An 18,025-nucleotide genomic window follows, 5' to 3' on the forward strand; every position below is an offset into this window, starting at 1 on the left:
GAAGCCCGGCCGATACGCTGGGCTACTCCGGCACAGGCGCTCCATATGCTTGGCCGGGTTTCTCATCACCCCGGCGAACGGGTTATAATGCCCTATTCTATTTTTTAATCATAAACCTACGGGAGTTAAATCAATGGCCATCGAACGTACTTTCTCCATCATCAAGCCCGACGCCGTCGCAAAAAACGTGATTGGAGAAATCGTCAGCCGCTTCGAAAAAAACGGACTGCGCGTCGTTGCATCGAAAATGCTGCAATTGACCCAAGACCAAGCCGAAGGCTTTTACGCGGAACACAAGGAACGCGGCTTTTTTAAAGACTTGGTCAGCTTCATGACTTCCGGTCCGGTCGTCGTACAAGTGTTGGAAGGTGAAAACGCCGTTCTGAAAAATCGCGAACTGATGGGCGCGACCAACCCTAAAGAAGCCGCGCCGGGCACGATCCGCGCCGATTTCGCGGTCAGCATCGACGAAAACGCCGTTCACGGCTCCGACGCTCCGGAATCGGCCGCCAGAGAAATCGCTTACTTCTTCAGCGCGAATGAACTCTGCGACCGCATCCGCTAAACCGGCATTGGTCAATTTGCTGGATTTCGACAGAAAAGGTCTGCAAGCCTTTTTTGTCGAACTCGGCGAAAAGCCGTTTCGCGCCACCCAATTACTGAAGTGGATTTATCAGGAAGGCGTTGCCGATTTCGAGCAAATGACCAACCTGAGCAAATCGTTGCGCCAGCACTTGCGGGAACATTGCGAAGTCAGGGCGCCGGACATTGTCACGGAACAATTGGCAAGCGACGGCACCTGCAAATGGGCGATGCAAATGCGCTGCGGCAATCGGGTCGAGACGGTCTATATTCCGGAAGATCGGCGCGCGACCTTGTGCGTGTCGTCGCAAGTCGGCTGCGCGCTGGCCTGCAGTTTCTGCTCGACCGCCCAGCAAGGCTTCAACCGCAATCTAAGTACCGCCGAGATCGTCGGCCAGCTTTATCTGGCCCAACAACGCCTCGGGCCCGAGCGCCGCATCACCAATGTCGTGATGATGGGCATGGGCGAACCGCTGTTGAACTTCGATAATGTCGTCGCGGCGATGAATCTGATGATGGACGACTTCGCCTACGGCTTGTCCAAACGCCGGGTCACCGTCAGCACCTCCGGCGTCGTGCCGGCGATGAAAAGACTGGGCGACGTCTGCGACGTCAGCATGGCGGTATCGTTGCACGCGCCGTACGACGAACTGCGCGACCAATTGGTGCCGATCAACGTCAAATACCCGCTCGCCGAACTGATGGACGCTTGCCGCGACTACGCCAAGACCGGTCCGCGCAAGCACATTACCTTCGAATACGTGATGCTGGACGGCATCAACGACGGCGCCGAACACGCGCGCGCCTTGGTCAAACTGTTGAAGAACGTCCCGTCCAAGCTCAATCTGATTCCGTTCAATCCGTTCCCGCAGTCGTCGTACCGTTGCTCCAGCAGCGCCAACATCCTGCGCTTTCGCGACATTCTGCAGGACGCGGGACTAGTCACCACGATACGCAAAACGCGCGGCGAAGATATCGACGCCGCCTGCGGCCAACTGGTCGGCCAAGTCCAGGATAAAAGTCGCCGCCATCTAAAACTCCAAGCGATGCAGGCGCACGGCAGCGGCAATGTCGCGTAAACCGATACGATACTGGGCTATCTGCGGCATCGCCGGTCTTCTGACCGGCGGGTGCGGCTTGCTGCCAGACATCAAGCCGTCGATGAGCAATGCCGAAAAGGCCACGCTCAATCTGCAAATGGGCGCTCGCTATCTGGACATGGGCATGTTGGACGCCGCCCGCGAAAAATTGCAAACCGCGCTCAGCCTGGACTCCGGCAATGCCGAAATCCATAACACATTGGCGGTGTTTTACGAGCGGGTCAAGGACTACGACGCCGCCGACGACAGCTACCGTAGCGCCTTAAGCCGCGACCCCGCCAATTTCAGCACCTTGAACAATTACGGCCGGTTTCAATGCGAACGCGACCGGGTCGACCAAGGCGTGGAACTATTGAAGCAAGCGCTGGACTCGGCAATGAACACCCGGCCGTGGTTCGCACTGACCAATCTCGGCGCTTGCGCGCTCAAGCAAAACGACGCGCAGCAGGCCGAAGGCTATTTCCGCCAAGCCTTGCAAGCCCAAAGCGAATACGCTCCGGCCTTGCTGGAGATGCAGAAAATCAGTTATCAGAACCGCCAATATCTGTCGGCGCGCGGCTTCCTGGAACGCTATCTGGCCGTCGCCAATCACACCCCGGAAACCCTGTGGCTGGCTTTTCAAACCGAACGCTCGCTGGGCAACGGCAAACTGGCCGAAGAGTACCGCGACAAACTCCTATCCGCTTTCCCGGCTTCGAAGGAAGCTCAACTCGTTAAATCCGCGATTAGCAAGTAAACCCAACATGGCAAAACAACAGCAGGCCATACAGGCCATCCGAGGCATGCACGATATTCTTCCCGAGCAATCGCCGCACTGGCAATGGCTGGAAGGTCATGCCCGCGACGTGCTCGGCGCCTACGGTTATCAGGAAATTCGGCTGCCCATCGTCGAAAAAACCGAGCTGTTCAAACGTTCGATCGGCGAAGTCACCGATATTGTCGAGAAGGAAATGTACACCTTCGACGACCGCAACGGCGACTCGCTGACTTTGCGTCCGGAAGGCACCGCCGGCTGTCTGCGCGCCTGTCTGGAACACGGTTTGTTGCACAATCAAAGCCATCGGCTCTGGTATTACGGACCGATGTTCCGCCATGAACGTCCGCAAAAAGGCCGTTACCGCCAGTTTTACCAGTTGGGCGTCGAAACCTACGGCATGGCCGGTCCCGACATCGATGCGGAAATGATTTTGTTAACCGATCGGCTTTGGAAACGCCTCGGTATCCGCGACATGGTCGAACTGCAAATCAACTCGCTGGGTACCGCCGAAGAACGGCTGGCCTACCGCGGCACGCTGGTCGAATACTTCAATCAACACCTGGATTACTTGGACGAAGACAGTCGCCGCCGCCTGGATACCAATCCGCTGCGTATTCTGGACAGCAAAAACCCCGACATGCAGGCGATGCTGCGCGGCGCGCCGGTTCTGCTCGATCATCTGGGCACAGACAGCCTGGCGCATTTCGACCGTCTGAAAGGCACGTTGGACGACTTGGGGCTGAAGTACGCGATCAACACCCGTCTGGTACGCGGCCTGGATTACTACGGCAAAACCGTGTTCGAATGGGTCACCGAACGCCTAGGTTCGCAAGGCACGATTTGCGCCGGCGGCCGTTACGACGGCCTGATCGAGCAACTCGGCGGCAAGGCCAACCATGCGATCGGCTTCGCGATGGGCATGGAACGTATTCTGGCGCTGATCGAACAATTGGAACACGTCGACATTCCGGCCGGCGTCGACGTTTATCTGATCCGGGTCGGCGAACAGGCCGAAACCGTTGGCATGCGATTGGCGGAGCAGCTGAGAGATGCCCTGCCCGGCTTAAAAATCCAGGTCAATTGCGGCGGCGGCAGCTTCAAGAGCCAATTCAAAAAGGCCGACAAATCCGGCGCCGAATACGCGATTATCATCGGCGACGACGAAGCCCAAAACCAGGTCGCGGCGCTAAAGCCGTTGCGCCTTGAACAGGAACAAACCACGCTGGATCATCAGGCGCTCATCGAAACCTTGCGCGCCTGGCAACAGCAACGATTTCACACAACCGCAAACTAAGTAGAGAATTACCGTGGCAATTTACGATACCGAAGAAGAACAACTGGAACAGTTGAAAAAATGGTGGGAAGCCAATCAGACAGCCGTGATTGCCGGCGTCGTCACCGCGCTGGTCCTGGTGACCGGTTGGAATCTGTGGCAAAACCATCACACCGAAAAAAACAGCCAGGCCTCGCTGATGTTTCAGCAGATGCTGGAAAGCGCGAATTCCGGCAACCGCGAATCGACCGAAAAACTGGCCGAGCGCCTGCCTAGCGAGTTTCCGTCAACCGCTTACGCCGAGTTCGCCGGCCTGGAATTGGCGAAATCCAAGGTCGAACAAGGCGATCTGGAAGGCGCGAAAACCCTGTTGAAAAAAACCGTCGAAACCACCACCAGCGACGAACTGCGCCATGTCGCTCGCCTGCGTCTGCTCCAGTTGCTGCTGGCCAGCCGCGAATTCGAACAAGGCCTGCAACTGATCGCGTCGGTCGACCCCGCCAAATCGGAAGGCTTTGCCGCCGCCTACGACGAACTGCAAGGTGACTTTTACGTCGCCCTGGACCGGCCGGACGAGGCCCGCAACGCTTACCAAAGCGCGATCCGCACCGGGCAAGCCACGCCGCTGACTCAATTCAAGCTGGACGATCTGAGCACCGAAACGCCGTTAGCGCCGCCAGCCGCCAACTAACCCTCATTCAATGCACATGCCGACCAGGATTTATCGACTTCACCCGCTGGCCGCTCTGATCGCCTGCCTGCCGTTACTCGGCGGTTGCGCCGGTCTGGATGCCGGCCGCGACTTCATCTCCGGCATCACCGAATACATTACCGGCGACGACGATAACGCCGACCCGCCGGCGACGTTGCAAGAATATACGATGGAAGTCCAGCCCGAAATCGTCTGGAAGGAATCGATCGGTAGCGGCGCCGACGAAAAATATCTGAAACTGATCCCGGCCGCCGCGGAGGGCAGCGTCTACGTCGGCGACCACAAGGGCCATTTGCAAGCGCGCGGCGCCGGCAACGGCAGTTTGACCTGGGAAAACAATAGCGAGTACAGCTTTTCGGCCGGCCCCGGTCTGGGGCCGCACAGCGTCATCATGGGCACTAGCACCGGCGAAGTGGTAGCCTTCGACAAGGGCACCGGCGAGCAACGTTGGAGAACCGACGTTCCCAGCGAAGTACTGGCGACGCCGGTGGTCAGCCACGGCATCGTCCTGGTCCGCACCACCGACGGCAAGGTCCTCGGCTTGCAGGAAAACGGCGGCGGCGTGTTGTGGTCGTTCGAGCACAGCGTGCCGGCCCTGAGCATACGCGGTACCGGCGCCCCTATCGTCATCGACGACAGCGTCGTCATCGGCTCGGCCAACGGTAAATTGCAGGCCTTACAGTTAAAAGACGGCAAGGCCTTGTGGGAAGCCACGATCGCGATTCCGAGCGGACGTTCCGAAGTCGAACGCTTGGTCGATCTGGACGTCGATCCGGTCGCCGCCCGCGGGGCGATTTATATCGCCAGCTTTCAAGGCGGCACCTCGTCGGTGTCGGAAGTCGACGGCGATGTGCTGTGGCGCAACGAAGCCGTGTCGTCGTATAGCGGCTTGAGCCTAGATTACCGTTATCTCTACGTCAGCGATACCAAAAGCGAGGTCTGGCAGTTGGATCAACGTAGCGGCGCGTCGCTGTGGAAACAAAAGGATTTGCACAATCGGCAATTGACCGCCGCGGTTGCCTACCAAAACTATGTGGTGGTCGGCGATTACGAGGGCTATGTGCACTGGCTGTCGATTACCGACGGCCGCCAGCTGGGCCGCATTCAGGTCGGCAAGGCCGCGATAGAGGCCAAGCCGGTCGTCGTGGACGATACCGTTTATGTTTACGCTAAAGACGGCACCTTGGCCGCGTTGAGAGTCCACTAAATCATGCTACCCGTCATCGCCCTGGTCGGCCGCCCCAATGTCGGCAAATCCACGCTGTTCAATTATCTGACCCGCAGCCGCGAAGCGCTGGTCGCCGACTATCCTGGCCTGACCCGCGACCGCCAGTACGGCCGAGTCAAGCGCGGCGAGCGCGACTGCCTGGTCGTCGATACCGGCGGTATTACCGACGAGCGCGACGGCATTGACGTGTTCGCCAAGAAGCAGGTCGAAATCGCGCTGCAAGAAGCCGACGTGGTGTTCTTTTTAGTGGACGCCCGCGACGGCGTCAACGCGTCGGACGAAGCCATCGCCGACATGCTGCGCAAGTTGGGCAAACCGGTGGTGCTGGTCGTCAACAAGATAGACGGCATCGACAGCAACACCGTCGCCAACGATTTCTACGGCTTGGGTCTGGGCGAACCGGTGGCGATCGCCGCCGCCCACGGCCGCAACGTTCACGAATTGCTCGGCCAGATCGACACGCTGCTCCCACCTCAGGCCGATGAGTTTCAGGAAGTCGATCCCGGCATTGCCATTGCGGTCGTCGGTCGGCCCAACGTCGGCAAGTCCACGCTGGTCAATCGCCTGCTCGGCGAGGAACGGGTCGTGGTGTTCGACGAAGCCGGCACCACCCGCGACAGCATTTACATTCCGTTCGAACGCGACGGCAAAAAATTCACGCTGATCGATACCGCCGGTATGCGCCGCCGCTCGCGGGTCTCGCTGACCGTCGAGAAATTCAGCATCATCAAGTCGCTGCAAGCCATCGAAAAAGCCCACGTGGTGATTTACCTGATCGACGCCCGCGAAGGCATCACCGATCAGGACGCCCACATTTTGGGCTTGGTGTTGGAAGCCGGCCGGGCACTGATTATCGGCTTGAACAAATGGGACGGCCTGAACGCCGAACACAAGGACTTCGTCAAGAAGCAGATCGAGATGAAATTGTCCTTCCTCGATTTCGCGGAAAAACATCCGATTTCGGCACTGCACGGCAGCGGCGTCGGCAAACTGTTCGACGTGGTACATACCTTGTACGACTCGGCGATGGTGGACATGTCCACACCGCTGTTGACCCGCATTCTTAGCGACGCGGTTGCGGCCCACCAACCGCCGCTGGTCGGCGGCCGACGCATCAAGCTCAAATACGCGCACCAAGGCGGCCGCAATCCGCCTGTCGTCGTGATTCACGGCGTACAAACCGACGTGCTGCCCGGCGCCTACAAGCGCTATCTGATGAACTATTTCCGCGAGCAATTGCGCTTGGCCGGTACACCGGTCAGGCTGGTGTTCAAATCGCCGGAGAATCCGTTCCACGGCCAGAAAAACCAGCTTAGCGACCGCCAAGTCAAGAAACGCAAGCGGCTGATCGATTTCAGCAAGCGTCACAAATAGCTAACCCGCGAACAGAGCCGAGGTACGACGCCCGGCTATTGTGTTCAGCCATTCCCGGAGAACTGCATGGCCACCATCACCTTCCAAGGCAAACCGATCAATACCTGCGGCGATTTACCGACTATCGGCTCCCAAGCCCCGGATTTCAAGCTGACCAACCGAAAGATGCAAGATGTCGGCCTGACCAACTTTGCCGGCAAGCGTAAATTACTGAATATCGTCCCCAGTTTGGATACCCCAACCTGCGCCACCTCGACCCGCAAGTTCAACGAGAAGGCGGCCCATCTGCACAATACCGAAGTCTTGGTGATCTCGGCCGACCTGCCGTTCGCCCAGGTGCGCTTCTGCGAAATCGAAGGTATCAAACATGTCGGTGCGCTTTCGACATTCCGCTCCAGCTTCGCGCAAGATTACGGCGTCGAATTGCTGGACAGCATCCTGGCCGGCCTGACCGCGCGCGCGGTCTTGGTACTCGATGAAACCGATACCGTGATTCATGCCGAACTGGTCGCCGAAATTGCCGACGAACCCGATTACGCGGCAGCGCTGGCAGCTCTCTCCAAAGCCTGATCAGCCGAATTCGCAACGCTTTCTTAAGGAGCAACCACGATTTCAACCGCTTTCACGGTCGAAATCGTTGTGCTTCGGCGGAATTTACCAAATTTTGCATTTTAAAGGCAGTACAACTCGAACGCGCGACCAACCCACGAATAATGGCCTAGGAACATAATCTTGCGCCCTTACTGGATAACTTTCCAGTTCCGCCGCCAAGCGACTCGGGACGTTCCTCCTCAAAACGCCGAGACCGAAGGTCTCGCCCGCTAGTCGATTTCCAGATAAAATCAAGGTGCCCGTTGCTTTTTTAGGCGAAAAAACCTCTATTTACTATGGTAATCGCGCTAAAAAGCAGCATTCGAAACCAATTGCCTACCCATCCGGTCGTTCCTTAATCGGCCGGATCAAATAGCAAGCAGGGTAGGAGCAGCCTGGAAAACCGCCATTAATGGATAGCAAGCTCTCGGCGCGCCGTAGCGTCGTACGTCGCCAAGCAGAACGCAGAACCAATCCCTACGCTTTCAACAGCGAGGAATGGATTGCGATGATGCGGGAACAGTATCTGCTCTGGCCGAAATTCGACCGGCGAGCGGGCGATCGGCGTCAGTCCGAACGCCGTGCGATGGACAGGCGCGCCTCGTTGCGCTCCGCCGCCACCGAACACGCGTTCCGCCGGGTTCGCCTGCTGTCCGCCGACGATCTGCTCAACGACGACGAAAAACAGATGATCCGCGAGCTGTTCGCGGACGATTAGTCGCCGAGCAGGATGTCGCCGCCGTGGCGCGCTTGCAACGCGAATTTGTCCTTGCTGCGCCGGACCCAACCTCTGGCCTCGACTTGCCGGCCGACATAGGACGCAAGCGGCGGAAACAAAGAGGCATAGCGATTTTCCACCGCGACGGCCACCCCGTCGGAAAATTGCAGATAGCTATATTTCGCGGTGCGTTTGATACCGCTAATTCGGCCCGTCAACCGCTTCCAACCGTGATAATTTTCGGCGTTCAAGCTGGCATAGGGTTGCGCCGCGTACTCGGACCGACCCCAAATACCCAAACCGGCTCGTTCGGCGTCGCGCTGAGCCGCCAACAAGCTATCGACATATTTCAGATTCGGCGGGAATATGTTGACCATCGCCAAGCCAGCCCGAACCAACTCCAGATTGACGAATTCACGCGACTCGGTAAACACGTAAGCCAATCGGCGTTGATATTTGTCCTGTTTCTCGACGTCGCCTTCCAAATACACTTTTCGGCGCTCCAATTTGGCGCGCAGCCAAGCCTTGGCTTGTTCTCCGCCCGCTTCGGCGGACTTGTTGCGACCGGCAACTTCCGGCGTATTGACGCCCAGAAATCGGATTTTTTCACCGTTTGCCAATAAAATAGTGTCGCCGTCGTAGACCCTCTCGACTTCGACCAGCGCGACGCCGGGATCGACACTCAAAACCTCGGCGCTTTCGGTACCCCGGTCCGAATAATGCCGCCGTCCTTGCGCATCGGTCCAACGATAAACGTCGCCGCCCTGAGCCACGGAGACAAGCAGCATGCCTAGCCCGCATAATTCCCACCGCTTAGCCATCACCCACCACTAACCATGACTGAACACCCCGCGATTACTGCCACCCGCCGTTGGCTGGAACACTTTGTGATTGCCTACGACATCTGCCCTTTCGCCCGGCGCGAGCATCAACGCGGCAGTATCCGATACCGGCTCGTCGCCGGCAACAGCCTGGAATTCGCGTTGGAAACCTTGATTAGCGAGTGCCTGCATCTGGACGCCGAACCGGAAACCGAAACCACCTTGTTGATTTTTAACGAGGACTTTCAGAATTTCGACGATTTCCTGGACCTGTTGGCGATTGCCGAACAGTTGCTGAGCGATCAGGACTACGAAGGTATTTACCAGCTGGCCAGCTTTCATCCCGACTATTGCTTCGACCGCGTCGATGCCGAGGATGCCGCCAATTACACCAATCGCGCGCCGTTCCCGATGCTGCATCTGATCCGAGAAGCCAGCATCGCGGCGGCCCTGGCCCATTACGCCCATCCCGAAACGATCCCGGAACGCAATATTGCGTTGACCCGGCGAATGGGGGTGGAGAAATTACGCGACATCCTTGCCGGTTGCTTTCAGGATTTGGAGTAGTAGTCGAAATCTTCGGTCTTTTTCAACTTAAAATTCGGCTCGACATCGATTTGAACGTCTTTAAGCTTTTCCTTGGGTTCGGCTACCTTGGCTCGGACTTCTTCCAGAAAATCCTTGAACCAAGCCTGGTCGATCACTTCCGCCATGTCCTCGTCTTGCAGTATGTTGGGCTCGTCAGGCAGGCTGCCGTAATCGCGTGCCGTCCGCAAAGCCCCCAAGCAAGCCTCTTGGTCGCCTCGTAACGCAAAAATGCAAGCCAAGTTATAAGCTGCGCTACCTGTTTGAATGTCGCACGCTTTTTCGAAAAAACTCTCGGCCAATTGATACAAGCCCGGTTTGCTCTCGTCCGGACTGATCCGGGCCAATTCCATAAATGCCACGCCGCCGTCGATGGCGGCCCCCAGATAATTGGTCGCGATCAACAGACAAAACGAAAACTTGGAAATCGCGTCCTCGTAGATTTCGACCGCCTCCTGACCTTGCTTGGTCTTGGCTTCGTGCAATAACGCAAAACCCCAATGATACAAGCCGTCCGCCACCAGGGGCTGGTCGGATACCACGCTGGCGAAACCTTGATAAGCGCCCTTGAACAATTGCTCGGCCCTACCGCCGTCGGCTTTGCGGGCTTGGGCAACTTGCTTGATCGCCGCATCCAACGTCGAACGTTTTTTAATGGAACTCAATAACGACATCTAAAATCCTCGCTGATGGTTAACCGATCGGGTTGCGTTAAAATAGCCGTGCATACTACACCATCGCCCAGCCGCCGGAAAATGTTAATGACCGACACCGCCAACCCTACCGAATTCGCCAAAATCAATCTGGAAACCTCCGCCATCGCCTGGCGGGAATTGCAACGTTTCTTCGCGGCCGGACTGGCGATTGCCGTCGCCGCCGATTTGGATTTAGTAGACGTGGCTTGGCAATTCTCCCAAGACAACAAGGCCCAAGTCGAGCAATGGCTGAATAGCGGCCGTATCGGCCATGTTAGCGACGAGCAAGCCGGACGCTGGTATGCCGACGACAGCCTGGTTTGGGCCGTCGTCGTCAAACCGTGGGTGCTGGTACAAGCGCGCTGAGTGCTCAATCGATCAGGTATTTGCGTTTAAGCCAGTAATCGGCGCTGACGTAACGGCCGCCGCCCAGAAAAAACAACGCAACCAATAGCACGAAATAGGTCGCCGCGAATTCGATCCCGTTGTTCAGCATCGCCAGACTGCCGAATTCGGTCAAATAGGCGTAATCGCCCTGAGCCTGCAAAATCTCCTTGGCCTTGTCCAATCGTTCGATCGCCGCCACGGTACGATCGGTCGCGAATAGACCGCTACCGGTGGCGATGGCCAGCCAACCGTTTTGCCAATGCGCGGTCACGGCCGCCACCACCATGATGACCGACAACGGCAGGCTGATCACCCGCGTTGCAAAACCGAACATTAAAAACAAGGCGCCGAAGGTCTCGACGAAGGCCACCAGAAACACCAGCGCATACGGCGCGGGCAAGCCCAAGCCCCATTCCGCATTGCCGAACCATGCGGCGGTGTCGGTAAAGTTGGCGAATTTCTTGGTTCCGGCCATCCAAAATACCGGCGCCAAATATAGCCGGATCAGCAGCGGCGCCAGAAAATCCAGACACCTGGCGGTGTCGCAAGCCTTTCGGCACCAACGCGCCGCGACCGGCACCTTTTCGGCCGCGATGTTCATTAACGTGGCAAACGTCGTATTATTCATGCTCTCCCCCTCGAAATGTTCGTTTTTATCATGACTGGCTGTTCTTCGATCTTCGCCGACATTCCCAGCCGATTGCCGGCCGAATTATGCCAAACCTTGCATGCCGCGCCTACCGCCCGCATCGAGCGCATCGTCTCGCGGGGCCATGCCAGCGCTCCAGACGATTGGTACGATCAAGCCGAGGACGAATGGGTCATCGTTCTGCAAGGTAGGGCCAGACTCGCGTTCGCGGACCGGGCGGTATTGGAGATGCGGGCCGGCGACTATTTGCTGATTCCGGCGCACTGCCGGCATCGGGTCGATTGGACCGATCCCGACACAGAAACCGTCTGGCTGGCCATTCATCTAGAATCCAAATCGACTAGCGTCTAAATCCAGCTCTCGGTCACGCAACCTTTCCGAACTTCTCGACAGGCGCCAGCCATCTTACTCCACCTCGTCAGTTCCGGCGACGTTTTGGAAACGACGCTCCCAATCGAGGTCGCCGCTACGCCCGGAATACGGTTCCAACGCCTGAAAATCCTAGCAACGCGCCCTAGTCAGCCATTTGCGCAGCCTCGACTAAAATTAACTGACCGGCAATAGTGTATTTGCTCTACGTTATTATCAATGATACATAACGGCTGATATACTTTGAGTCCAGTCTTTGCCGGCTAACCACGAGACTCCGAAACCGGACCGCCGGAAGGAGCCGTCGTCCGACAAACTAACCAGGGATACCGTGATGATTAATTGCCCATTCTCCACCCCCACTTCCGGCCGCTACCTGATTGCGATGGCGCTGGCTAGAGTTAACGCAAATCCGGCAGACTGCGCCGAAGCCAAAACCTACACCAAACCCGCCGTCACAGCCTTCTCCAGTCAAATGGACGATGCGTTGTTGGGCGGCGGTAAATTCGAAAAGCCGGTCTGGAATCTGCACGATGCGTTGCAGTTACCCAAATGGTTGGACATATCGATTGAACAGCGCACCCGCTACGAAAGCCTGGATGGACGCTTCACAGCAAACGCCAAGGGAGGCGACCAACAAATTCCATTGCAAACCGACTTGTGGTTGCAAGCGCACCTCGGTCAATTCCGTTTCGCGACCGAATTCGTGGATTCGCGGGCCTTAGGCGCCGACAGCGGCTCCGGCGTTAACAACACTCACGCCGATACCGCGGATTTTCTACAAGGTTATATTGCCTGGGCGGACCAAAACGTGTTTTACAGTGGCTTAGGCACCGAAGTGGTCGCCGGCCGGCAAACCCTGAATTTGGGGAGCCGCCGCCTGGTCGCCCGTAACGCGATGCGCAACACCATGAACACCTTCACCGGGGTAAAACTGCGGGTTCTGGATTACGACAAATGGCAATTCACCAGTTTTGTGACGATGCCTGTACTTCGTTACCCGAACACTGCCGTCGATATCCTCGACGAGACCCACGAATTCGATGAGGAAGACACCCATACTTGGTTTTCCGGCGGCTTTTTAGAGGTTTTCGACATCGGCTGGGGCGTCAACAGCGAGGTATACCTGTACAACCTCGACGAGGGCGACAGCATTCGCAATCAAACTCGCAATCGCCGTTATTTTACGCCGGGCATGCGTTTTTACCGAAAACCCGGCAAGGACAAATTTGACTTCCAAACCGAAACCATCGGCCAATTCGGGACGGTTCGCGCATCGACCGCTGCCTCCGCCAGCCTAGATCAAGAACACTCCGCCTGGTTCCAACATCTGGATGTCGGCTATACCCTAGGAATCCCTTGGTCTCCGCGACTGGGTTTGGAATACGATTACGCCAGCGGCGACCACGACCCCAACGACAACAAAGATCAACGCTTCGATACCTTATACGGCGTCAGACGGGGAGACTTCGGCGCGACCGGCATCTATGGCGCCTTCGCTCGCAGCAACATCAACTCGCCGGGCTACCGCATCAATCTTGCGCCGACTTCGGCAGTCCAGCTCGGCCTGAGCCACCGTTTTTTCTGGCTGGCCGAGGACAAGGACGGCTGGACAACTTCCGGCACCGCGACCACCATGCTGCGCGACAGAACCGGGAAGACCAAAAATTTCATCGGCCAGCAACTCGAATTGACCGCGCGCTGGGACTTTAACAGCAGTCTGAATTTCGAAACCGGCTGGACCCACTTATTTAAAGGAACGTTTGCCAAAACGGCGACCAACGCACCCGCACCTCAGGACATCGATTACTTCTATGTGCAAAGTTTGTTTCGGTTTTGACGAGCCGCCTCACGTCGCGACAGATCCGATAGCTCGACGGTTCTTAGAAGGCCAGTTAGTAAGATGATCGGTAACGGTTCCTGACTTGGGGGCGGCGGCGTCAAACCCGAAATTGCTCGGCATGAAATGATTCGGCATTCACGAACTCCGGTAGCCATTAATGATCGGTAGGCTCGACTTTGTACCAAGCACGTTGATGACCGAAACCCTATCCCTGATCGGCGAGGCTTTCGCCGTGCCGATTCGTGCCGGCACACATTTGCGTCAGTTTGAATTTTGAACCTGCTGTTTTAAACCTTTGGGAGAACCCTATGATACATCGCCTTACCCTTCGCGCCATCGTTCTGGCGACCTCGCTATTGCCTGCGTCGTCGGCCTGGGCCGCAACCACGCTGGTCGCGGTCGCCGCCAACTTCACCAAACCAATGGAACAAATCGCCGCCGAATTCCAAAAAGCCACCGGTCACGAGGCCAAGCTGTCGTTCGGCTCCTCGGGCAAATTCGTGTCGCAGATCGAAAACGGCGCGCCGTTCGAAGTCTTCTTGGCCGCCGATCAGGAAAGCGCGGTCAAATTGGTCAACGCCGAGTTGGCGGTCGCCGACACTCGTTTTACTTATGCATTGGGCAAGCTGGTGTTGTGGTCGGCAACGCCGGGCTTGGTCGACGAGCAAGGCGAAATCCTCGCCAAGGGCGGTTTCAAACATCTGGCGCTGGCCGATCCCAAACTGGCACCGTACGGTGCCGCAGCGATTGACGTTTTGAAAAAACTCGGCTTGCGGGAGAAATTGCAGCCGCTAATCGTTCAAGGCGAAAATATCTCGCAAACCCATCAATTCGTCAGTACCGGCAATGCCGAACTGGGCTTCGTCGCCTTGTCTCAAGTCATCGATAACGGCAAGATCGGCAGCGGCTCGGGCTGGATCGTGCCCAGCGATAGCTACAACCCTATCCGGCAAGATGCAATTCTGCTTAACAAGGGAGACGAGAATCCCGCCGCGCAAGCATTGCTGGAATTCCTAAAAGGGCCGGCGGCCTCGACCATCATCTTGAAATACGGCTACAGCCTGCCCAGCCAACCCTAAGCATGCTCAACTCCGCCGATATCGCCACCTTGTGGCTGACGTTTAAAGTCGCTTGCCTGGCCACCCTGATCATGCTGATTCTGGGTACCCCGTTGGCGTGGTGGCTGGCGCGCACCCACTCCCGTTTCAAAGGATTCTGCAACGCGTTGGTGGCCTTGCCGCTGGTATTACCGCCCTCTGTATTGGGCTTCTATTTGTTGGTAACGCTGGGGCCCAAAGGCCCCATCGGCAAACTGACCAGCGAATTGGGCTTGGGCACCTTGCCTTTCACGTTTCCGGGCTTGATCGTGGCTTCGGTGTTTTATTCGCTGCCCTTCGTCGTTCAACCCCTACAAGCCTCGTTTGCCGCGATCGGACGGCAACCCTTGGAAGCCGCCGCGACGCTACGGGCCGGACCGTTGGATACCTTTTTCAGCGTCGTGCTGCCTTTGGCGAAACCCGGCTTCATGACCGCGACGATTTTAGGTTTCGCGCATACCGTCGGCGAATTCGGCGTGGTGTTGATGGTCGGCGGTAATATCCCGGACCGGACCCGAGTAGTATCGGTACAGATTTATAACCACGTCGAGGCCATGGAGTACGAACAAGCCCACTGGTTGGCCGGCGGCCTGCTATTGTTTTCCTTTACCGTTCTAATGGCGTTGTACAGCGCGTTGAAAACCCACCCCGTCGCCCATCAACTTAAATGACCGCACCCATCCGCGCCGAATTCGACCTCGACTACGGCGAATTTCGACTCAATGTAGATTTGGTGTTGCCCGGCAGCGGCGTCTCGGTGCTGTTTGGACATTCCGGCTCCGGTAAGACCACGCTGCTGCGCTGCATCGCCGGTTTGCAAAAATCCAGCAGCGGCTTTTTGCAGATCAACGGCGAAGTCTGGCAGGACAGCGAACGCGGGCTGTTTTTACCAACCCACCAACGTTCGTTGGGCTACGTATTTCAGGAAGCCAATCTATTTCCGCACCTGTCGGTCAAGGGTAATCTGCAATTCGGTTTGAAACGCACCGGCCAAGCCGGCGTCGACCTGACCCACATTCTGGAACTGCTGGGCATAGACCATTTGTTGGCACGCATGCCGGACGCGCTGTCCGGCGGCGAGCGCCAACGGGTCGCCATAGCGCGGGCATTGGCCCTGAACCCTAAAGTACTGCTGATGGACGAGCCGCTGGCGGCGCTGGATTTCAAACGCAAGCAAGAAATCCTGCCCTATTTGTCCCGCCTGCACCGGGAACTGAAAATCCCGGTGGTCTACGTCACGCATTCGCAACAGGAAGTCGCTCAACTCGCCGACCACCTGGTGATAATGGCCAACGGCCGCGTTTTAGCCGCTGGCCCGCTCGCCGAAACCCAGAGCCGACTGGACATGCCGCTAGCTCAGGACCGCGAAGCAGCCACGGTTTGGCAAGGTCTAATTCAAAGTCATGAATCCGATTACCATCTAACCCGCGTGGAAACCGCCGCCGGCTCGCTGAGCTTGGCGGCTTTACCCGCCGCCGCGGGCACGCCGCTACGCCTGCAAATTCAGGCGCGGGATGTCAGCATCGCGCTGGAAAAACCGGCGGCGACCAGCATCCTCAACGTATTGCCCGCGACGGTCACCGGGCTTGCCGCCGAGTGCGACGGCCTATGCGTGGTCGGCTTGCAAGTCGGCCCGTTGCCGCTACTGGCGCACGTCAGTCAAAAATCCGCCGTCGTGTTGGGCTTAAAAACCGGCATGCTGGTCTACGCACAAATCAAGGGCACTTCCATCCTGAACTAAGTCGCTTGGGGAGACGTGCCCAAACCGGGCATCCAGAGTCCGCGCGGTTTCAAGGCGACTAGACCGTGACAAAGTTGCCTAAGGCCTTATAATCCCGAGGGTTTACCATCTCAACACCATGGAGTTGAACCGTGAAAACACTATTGGCCCTGGCCGGTTTAGGATTGAGCATGTCCGCCCACGCGACGATCACCGGCAGTTTGATCAGTTCCGATTCGCTGCAAAGCTACTCGATTAACGACTTTTCGTCGGCTTCGCTGATCGAAACCGCCTACACTCAGTTACTGAACTACGAAACCAGCAACAATCTAGACTTGTCTACCGCAAAAATCGTCGTCACCGACGATGTCTTTACCCTGGAAGCCACGCTGGGCGGTTTACTGACTTGTTACTACCAAGGCCGTACCGCTACTTCAATCGAAGACTGCGCTAGCCTTACCGCCTATGCGACCGGCAATTTCGCGACAGGCACCACGCCTCAAGAGCAGAAAAGCCTAAACGCCGTCAACGACGCCACCACGATCGGTTTGCAACTCAACCGCAGCACCACCCAGATTTCCAGCTCGTTACAGTCGCTCCGTCACCTGCGCATCGATCATTCCACCGCGAAAGGCGGCGGTGCCGGCGACGACCTCTACAGCATGGTCGGACCGTTCGGATTTTTCGTCAATGCCGGCGGTTCCTGGGGCCACGTGGACGGCAATACCGGCAGTGCCGGCTTCGCGTTGTACAACCGCAATTTCAACGCCGCGCTCGATTTCAAAATCAGCGAGCGCTTCGCGACCGGTATTCTGTTCGGCTATACCAGTTCCGCCGCCGAGCTGGATCGCGCCCAAGGCCGTTTCGATGCGAACATCTTTCGATTCTCGCCCTTCGCAACCTTAACGCCCACCGAAAACACGTATATCGATCTGGCGGCCGGTTACGCCAAACACGATAACGCGGCAAACCGGCAATGCCTGACTTGCGGCGGCGGGGCCAAAGCCCAGTTCGAAACCGACGAATTCAACATTTTGGCCGGCACCGGCTATACCCACAACATCGGCGCCTGGAGCCTGCGCGGCTACGGTCAAGCCTCGACGATTTACATGAATATCGGCGGCTACCGCGAACAGGGCCTACTGGGTGCAGGCAGCGGCCTGCTGACGGTACCGGAGCAATACGTAGTCTCGGTCACCAGCACCTTCGGCGTCGAATTGACCTATGCGTGGAGCCTGCCATTCGGCGTGCTGACACCCCGCGTCAACGGCGAGTGGGTGCGCGAATACGCCAACGATCCGCGAGTCACCCGCGCCTTTACCCGCTCCGGCTTGGCGGCGAGCATCGTCTCCAACGCCGCCGAACGCGATTGGGGCAACATGGGCGCCGGCCTGCAACTCAATCTATCGAACGGCTTGGCCGCGAATTTGGGCTATCAGGCCTTGATTATGTCCGGCTCCTACAATCACGCGCTGGAAGGCGGATTGCGCTGGGAGTTTTAACCGGCCTAGGAGCCTGTCGGAC

The 18,025-nt window shown here is 57.5% G+C and carries 20 protein-coding genes; 17 read left to right on the forward strand and 3 right to left on the reverse strand.

The window, feature by feature from the left end; all coding sequences use genetic code 11:
* Positions 1 to 133: 133 nt before the first annotated feature.
* From ndk to A1355_RS06025, 9 genes are all read left to right on the forward strand, one after another.
* Complete coding sequence (gene ndk, locus A1355_RS05985) at positions 134 to 565, forward strand: nucleoside-diphosphate kinase (protein ID WP_064026003.1); 432 nt, start codon at positions 134 to 136, stop codon at positions 563 to 565.
* Positions 540 to 1,661, forward strand: coding sequence for a 23S rRNA (adenine(2503)-C(2))-methyltransferase RlmN (gene rlmN / locus A1355_RS05990; protein ID WP_064026005.1), 1,122 nt, complete (start codon positions 540 to 542; stop codon positions 1,659 to 1,661). The genes ndk and rlmN overlap by 26 nt, the downstream gene beginning before the upstream one ends.
* Positions 1,651 to 2,418, forward strand: coding sequence for a type IV pilus biogenesis/stability protein PilW (gene pilW, locus A1355_RS05995; RefSeq protein ID WP_064026007.1), 768 nt, complete (start codon positions 1,651 to 1,653; stop codon positions 2,416 to 2,418). Before rlmN ends, pilW begins: the two co-directional genes overlap by 11 nt.
* A gap of 7 nt (positions 2,419 to 2,425) precedes the next feature.
* Positions 2,426 to 3,733 (forward strand): histidine--tRNA ligase, encoded by a 1,308-nt coding sequence (hisS, locus tag A1355_RS06000; protein WP_064026009.1) that lies wholly within the window; start codon positions 2,426 to 2,428, stop codon positions 3,731 to 3,733.
* Between the two features lie 13 nt (positions 3,734 to 3,746).
* Positions 3,747 to 4,403, forward strand: a complete 657-nt coding sequence (locus tag A1355_RS06005; protein WP_064026011.1) for a YfgM family protein — start codon at positions 3,747 to 3,749, stop codon at positions 4,401 to 4,403.
* Positions 4,404 to 4,419: 16 nt separating this feature from the next.
* A complete protein-coding gene (gene bamB, locus A1355_RS06010) occupies positions 4,420 to 5,631 on the forward strand; it encodes an outer membrane protein assembly factor BamB (RefSeq protein ID WP_064026013.1) in 1,212 nt (403 codons plus the stop codon).
* A 3-nt stretch (positions 5,632 to 5,634) separates the two neighbouring features.
* Positions 5,635 to 7,026 (forward strand): ribosome biogenesis GTPase Der, encoded by a 1,392-nt coding sequence (der, locus tag A1355_RS06015; RefSeq protein ID WP_064026015.1) that lies wholly within the window; start codon positions 5,635 to 5,637, stop codon positions 7,024 to 7,026.
* A 66-nt stretch (positions 7,027 to 7,092) separates the two neighbouring features.
* Entirely contained in the window at positions 7,093 to 7,596 is a 504-nt protein-coding gene (gene tpx, locus A1355_RS06020; protein ID WP_064026017.1) for a thiol peroxidase, read from the forward strand.
* Between the two features lie 433 nt (positions 7,597 to 8,029).
* Positions 8,030 to 8,335 (forward strand): hypothetical protein, encoded by a 306-nt coding sequence (locus A1355_RS06025; RefSeq protein ID WP_064026019.1) that lies wholly within the window; start codon positions 8,030 to 8,032, stop codon positions 8,333 to 8,335.
* Here the strand turns inward: A1355_RS06025 and A1355_RS06030 are convergent.
* The gene (locus A1355_RS06030; RefSeq protein WP_231883579.1) at positions 8,332 to 9,123 is read right to left on the reverse strand and encodes a thermonuclease family protein; all 792 of its coding nucleotides are present in this window, start codon (positions 9,121 to 9,123) and stop codon (positions 8,332 to 8,334) included. The genes A1355_RS06025 and A1355_RS06030 overlap by 4 nt on opposite strands.
* A gap of 48 nt (positions 9,124 to 9,171) precedes the next feature.
* On the opposite strand from A1355_RS06030, the gene A1355_RS06035 reads away from it, so the two are divergent.
* Positions 9,172 to 9,723 (forward strand): DUF1415 domain-containing protein, encoded by a 552-nt coding sequence (locus tag A1355_RS06035; RefSeq protein ID WP_064026023.1) that lies wholly within the window; start codon positions 9,172 to 9,174, stop codon positions 9,721 to 9,723.
* Here A1355_RS06035 and A1355_RS06040 read toward each other — a convergent pair.
* Entirely contained in the window at positions 9,708 to 10,415 is a 708-nt protein-coding gene (locus tag A1355_RS06040; protein WP_064026025.1) for a hypothetical protein, read from the reverse strand. The two genes, A1355_RS06035 and A1355_RS06040, sit on opposite strands and share 16 nt — an antisense overlap.
* A gap of 87 nt (positions 10,416 to 10,502) precedes the next feature.
* On the opposite strand from A1355_RS06040, the gene A1355_RS06045 reads away from it, so the two are divergent.
* Positions 10,503 to 10,802, forward strand: a complete 300-nt coding sequence (locus tag A1355_RS06045; RefSeq protein ID WP_064026028.1) for a DUF2288 domain-containing protein — start codon at positions 10,503 to 10,505, stop codon at positions 10,800 to 10,802.
* A gap of 4 nt (positions 10,803 to 10,806) precedes the next feature.
* Here the strand turns inward: A1355_RS06045 and A1355_RS06050 are convergent, their stop codons facing one another.
* Positions 10,807 to 11,451, reverse strand: coding sequence for a DoxX family protein (locus A1355_RS06050; RefSeq protein ID WP_082885382.1), 645 nt, complete (start codon positions 11,449 to 11,451; stop codon positions 10,807 to 10,809).
* A 30-nt stretch (positions 11,452 to 11,481) separates the two neighbouring features.
* Between A1355_RS06050 and A1355_RS06055 the strand changes: the two genes are divergently transcribed.
* From A1355_RS06055 to A1355_RS06080, 6 genes are all read left to right on the forward strand, one after another.
* Complete coding sequence (locus tag A1355_RS06055) at positions 11,482 to 11,823, forward strand: cupin domain-containing protein (RefSeq protein ID WP_064026046.1); 342 nt, start codon at positions 11,482 to 11,484, stop codon at positions 11,821 to 11,823.
* Between the two features lie 352 nt (positions 11,824 to 12,175).
* Positions 12,176 to 13,681: an alginate export family protein gene (locus tag A1355_RS06060; protein WP_082885385.1), complete on the forward strand. Its 1,506-nt coding sequence runs from the start codon at positions 12,176 to 12,178 to the stop codon at positions 13,679 to 13,681.
* 311 nt (positions 13,682 to 13,992) lie between these two features.
* Entirely contained in the window at positions 13,993 to 14,763 is a 771-nt protein-coding gene (gene modA / locus A1355_RS06065; protein ID WP_064026032.1) for a molybdate ABC transporter substrate-binding protein, read from the forward strand.
* A 2-nt stretch (positions 14,764 to 14,765) separates the two neighbouring features.
* Entirely contained in the window at positions 14,766 to 15,452 is a 687-nt protein-coding gene (gene modB, locus A1355_RS06070) for a molybdate ABC transporter permease subunit (RefSeq protein ID WP_064026034.1), read from the forward strand.
* Positions 15,449 to 16,522, forward strand: a complete 1,074-nt coding sequence (gene modC / locus A1355_RS06075) for a molybdenum ABC transporter ATP-binding protein (RefSeq protein WP_064026036.1) — start codon at positions 15,449 to 15,451, stop codon at positions 16,520 to 16,522. Before modB ends, modC begins: the two co-directional genes overlap by 4 nt.
* A gap of 131 nt (positions 16,523 to 16,653) precedes the next feature.
* Positions 16,654 to 18,003, forward strand: a complete 1,350-nt coding sequence (locus A1355_RS06080; protein WP_064026038.1) for an autotransporter outer membrane beta-barrel domain-containing protein — start codon at positions 16,654 to 16,656, stop codon at positions 18,001 to 18,003.
* The last annotated feature ends 22 nt before the right edge of the window (positions 18,004 to 18,025 follow it).

The sequence above is a fragment of the Methylomonas koyamae genome, from assembly GCF_001644025.1.
Classification (GTDB): domain Bacteria; phylum Pseudomonadota; class Gammaproteobacteria; order Methylococcales; family Methylomonadaceae; genus Methylomonas; species Methylomonas koyamae_A.

Excerpts from the sequence above, each read along its gene's own strand:
- ndk (WP_064026003.1), top strand. The coding sequence starts at position 134 with ATGGCCATCGAACGTACTTTCTCCATCATCAAGCCCGACGCCGTCGCA.
- rlmN (WP_064026005.1), top strand. The coding sequence starts at position 540 with ATGAACTCTGCGACCGCATCCGCTAAACCGGCATTGGTCAATTTGCTG.
- pilW (WP_064026007.1), top strand. The coding sequence starts at position 1,651 with ATGTCGCGTAAACCGATACGATACTGGGCTATCTGCGGCATCGCCGGT.
- hisS (WP_064026009.1), top strand. The coding sequence starts at position 2,426 with ATGGCAAAACAACAGCAGGCCATACAGGCCATCCGAGGCATGCACGAT.
- bamB (WP_064026013.1), top strand. The coding sequence starts at position 4,420 with ATGCCGACCAGGATTTATCGACTTCACCCGCTGGCCGCTCTGATCGCC.
- der (WP_064026015.1), top strand. The coding sequence starts at position 5,635 with ATGCTACCCGTCATCGCCCTGGTCGGCCGCCCCAATGTCGGCAAATCC.
- tpx (WP_064026017.1), top strand. The coding sequence starts at position 7,093 with ATGGCCACCATCACCTTCCAAGGCAAACCGATCAATACCTGCGGCGAT.
- A1355_RS06025 (WP_064026019.1), top strand. The coding sequence starts at position 8,030 with ATGGATAGCAAGCTCTCGGCGCGCCGTAGCGTCGTACGTCGCCAAGCA.
- A1355_RS06030 (WP_231883579.1), bottom strand. The coding sequence starts at position 9,123 with ATGCTGCTTGTCTCCGTGGCTCAGGGCGGCGACGTTTATCGTTGGACC.
- A1355_RS06035 (WP_064026023.1), top strand. The coding sequence starts at position 9,172 with ATGACTGAACACCCCGCGATTACTGCCACCCGCCGTTGGCTGGAACAC.
- A1355_RS06040 (WP_064026025.1), bottom strand. The coding sequence starts at position 10,415 with ATGTCGTTATTGAGTTCCATTAAAAAACGTTCGACGTTGGATGCGGCG.
- A1355_RS06045 (WP_064026028.1), top strand. The coding sequence starts at position 10,503 with ATGACCGACACCGCCAACCCTACCGAATTCGCCAAAATCAATCTGGAA.
- A1355_RS06050 (WP_082885382.1), bottom strand. The coding sequence starts at position 11,451 with ATGAATAATACGACGTTTGCCACGTTAATGAACATCGCGGCCGAAAAG.
- A1355_RS06055 (WP_064026046.1), top strand. The coding sequence starts at position 11,482 with ATGACTGGCTGTTCTTCGATCTTCGCCGACATTCCCAGCCGATTGCCG.
- A1355_RS06060 (WP_082885385.1), top strand. The coding sequence starts at position 12,176 with ATGATTAATTGCCCATTCTCCACCCCCACTTCCGGCCGCTACCTGATT.
- modA (WP_064026032.1), top strand. The coding sequence starts at position 13,993 with ATGATACATCGCCTTACCCTTCGCGCCATCGTTCTGGCGACCTCGCTA.
- modB (WP_064026034.1), top strand. The coding sequence starts at position 14,766 with ATGCTCAACTCCGCCGATATCGCCACCTTGTGGCTGACGTTTAAAGTC.
- modC (WP_064026036.1), top strand. The coding sequence starts at position 15,449 with ATGACCGCACCCATCCGCGCCGAATTCGACCTCGACTACGGCGAATTT.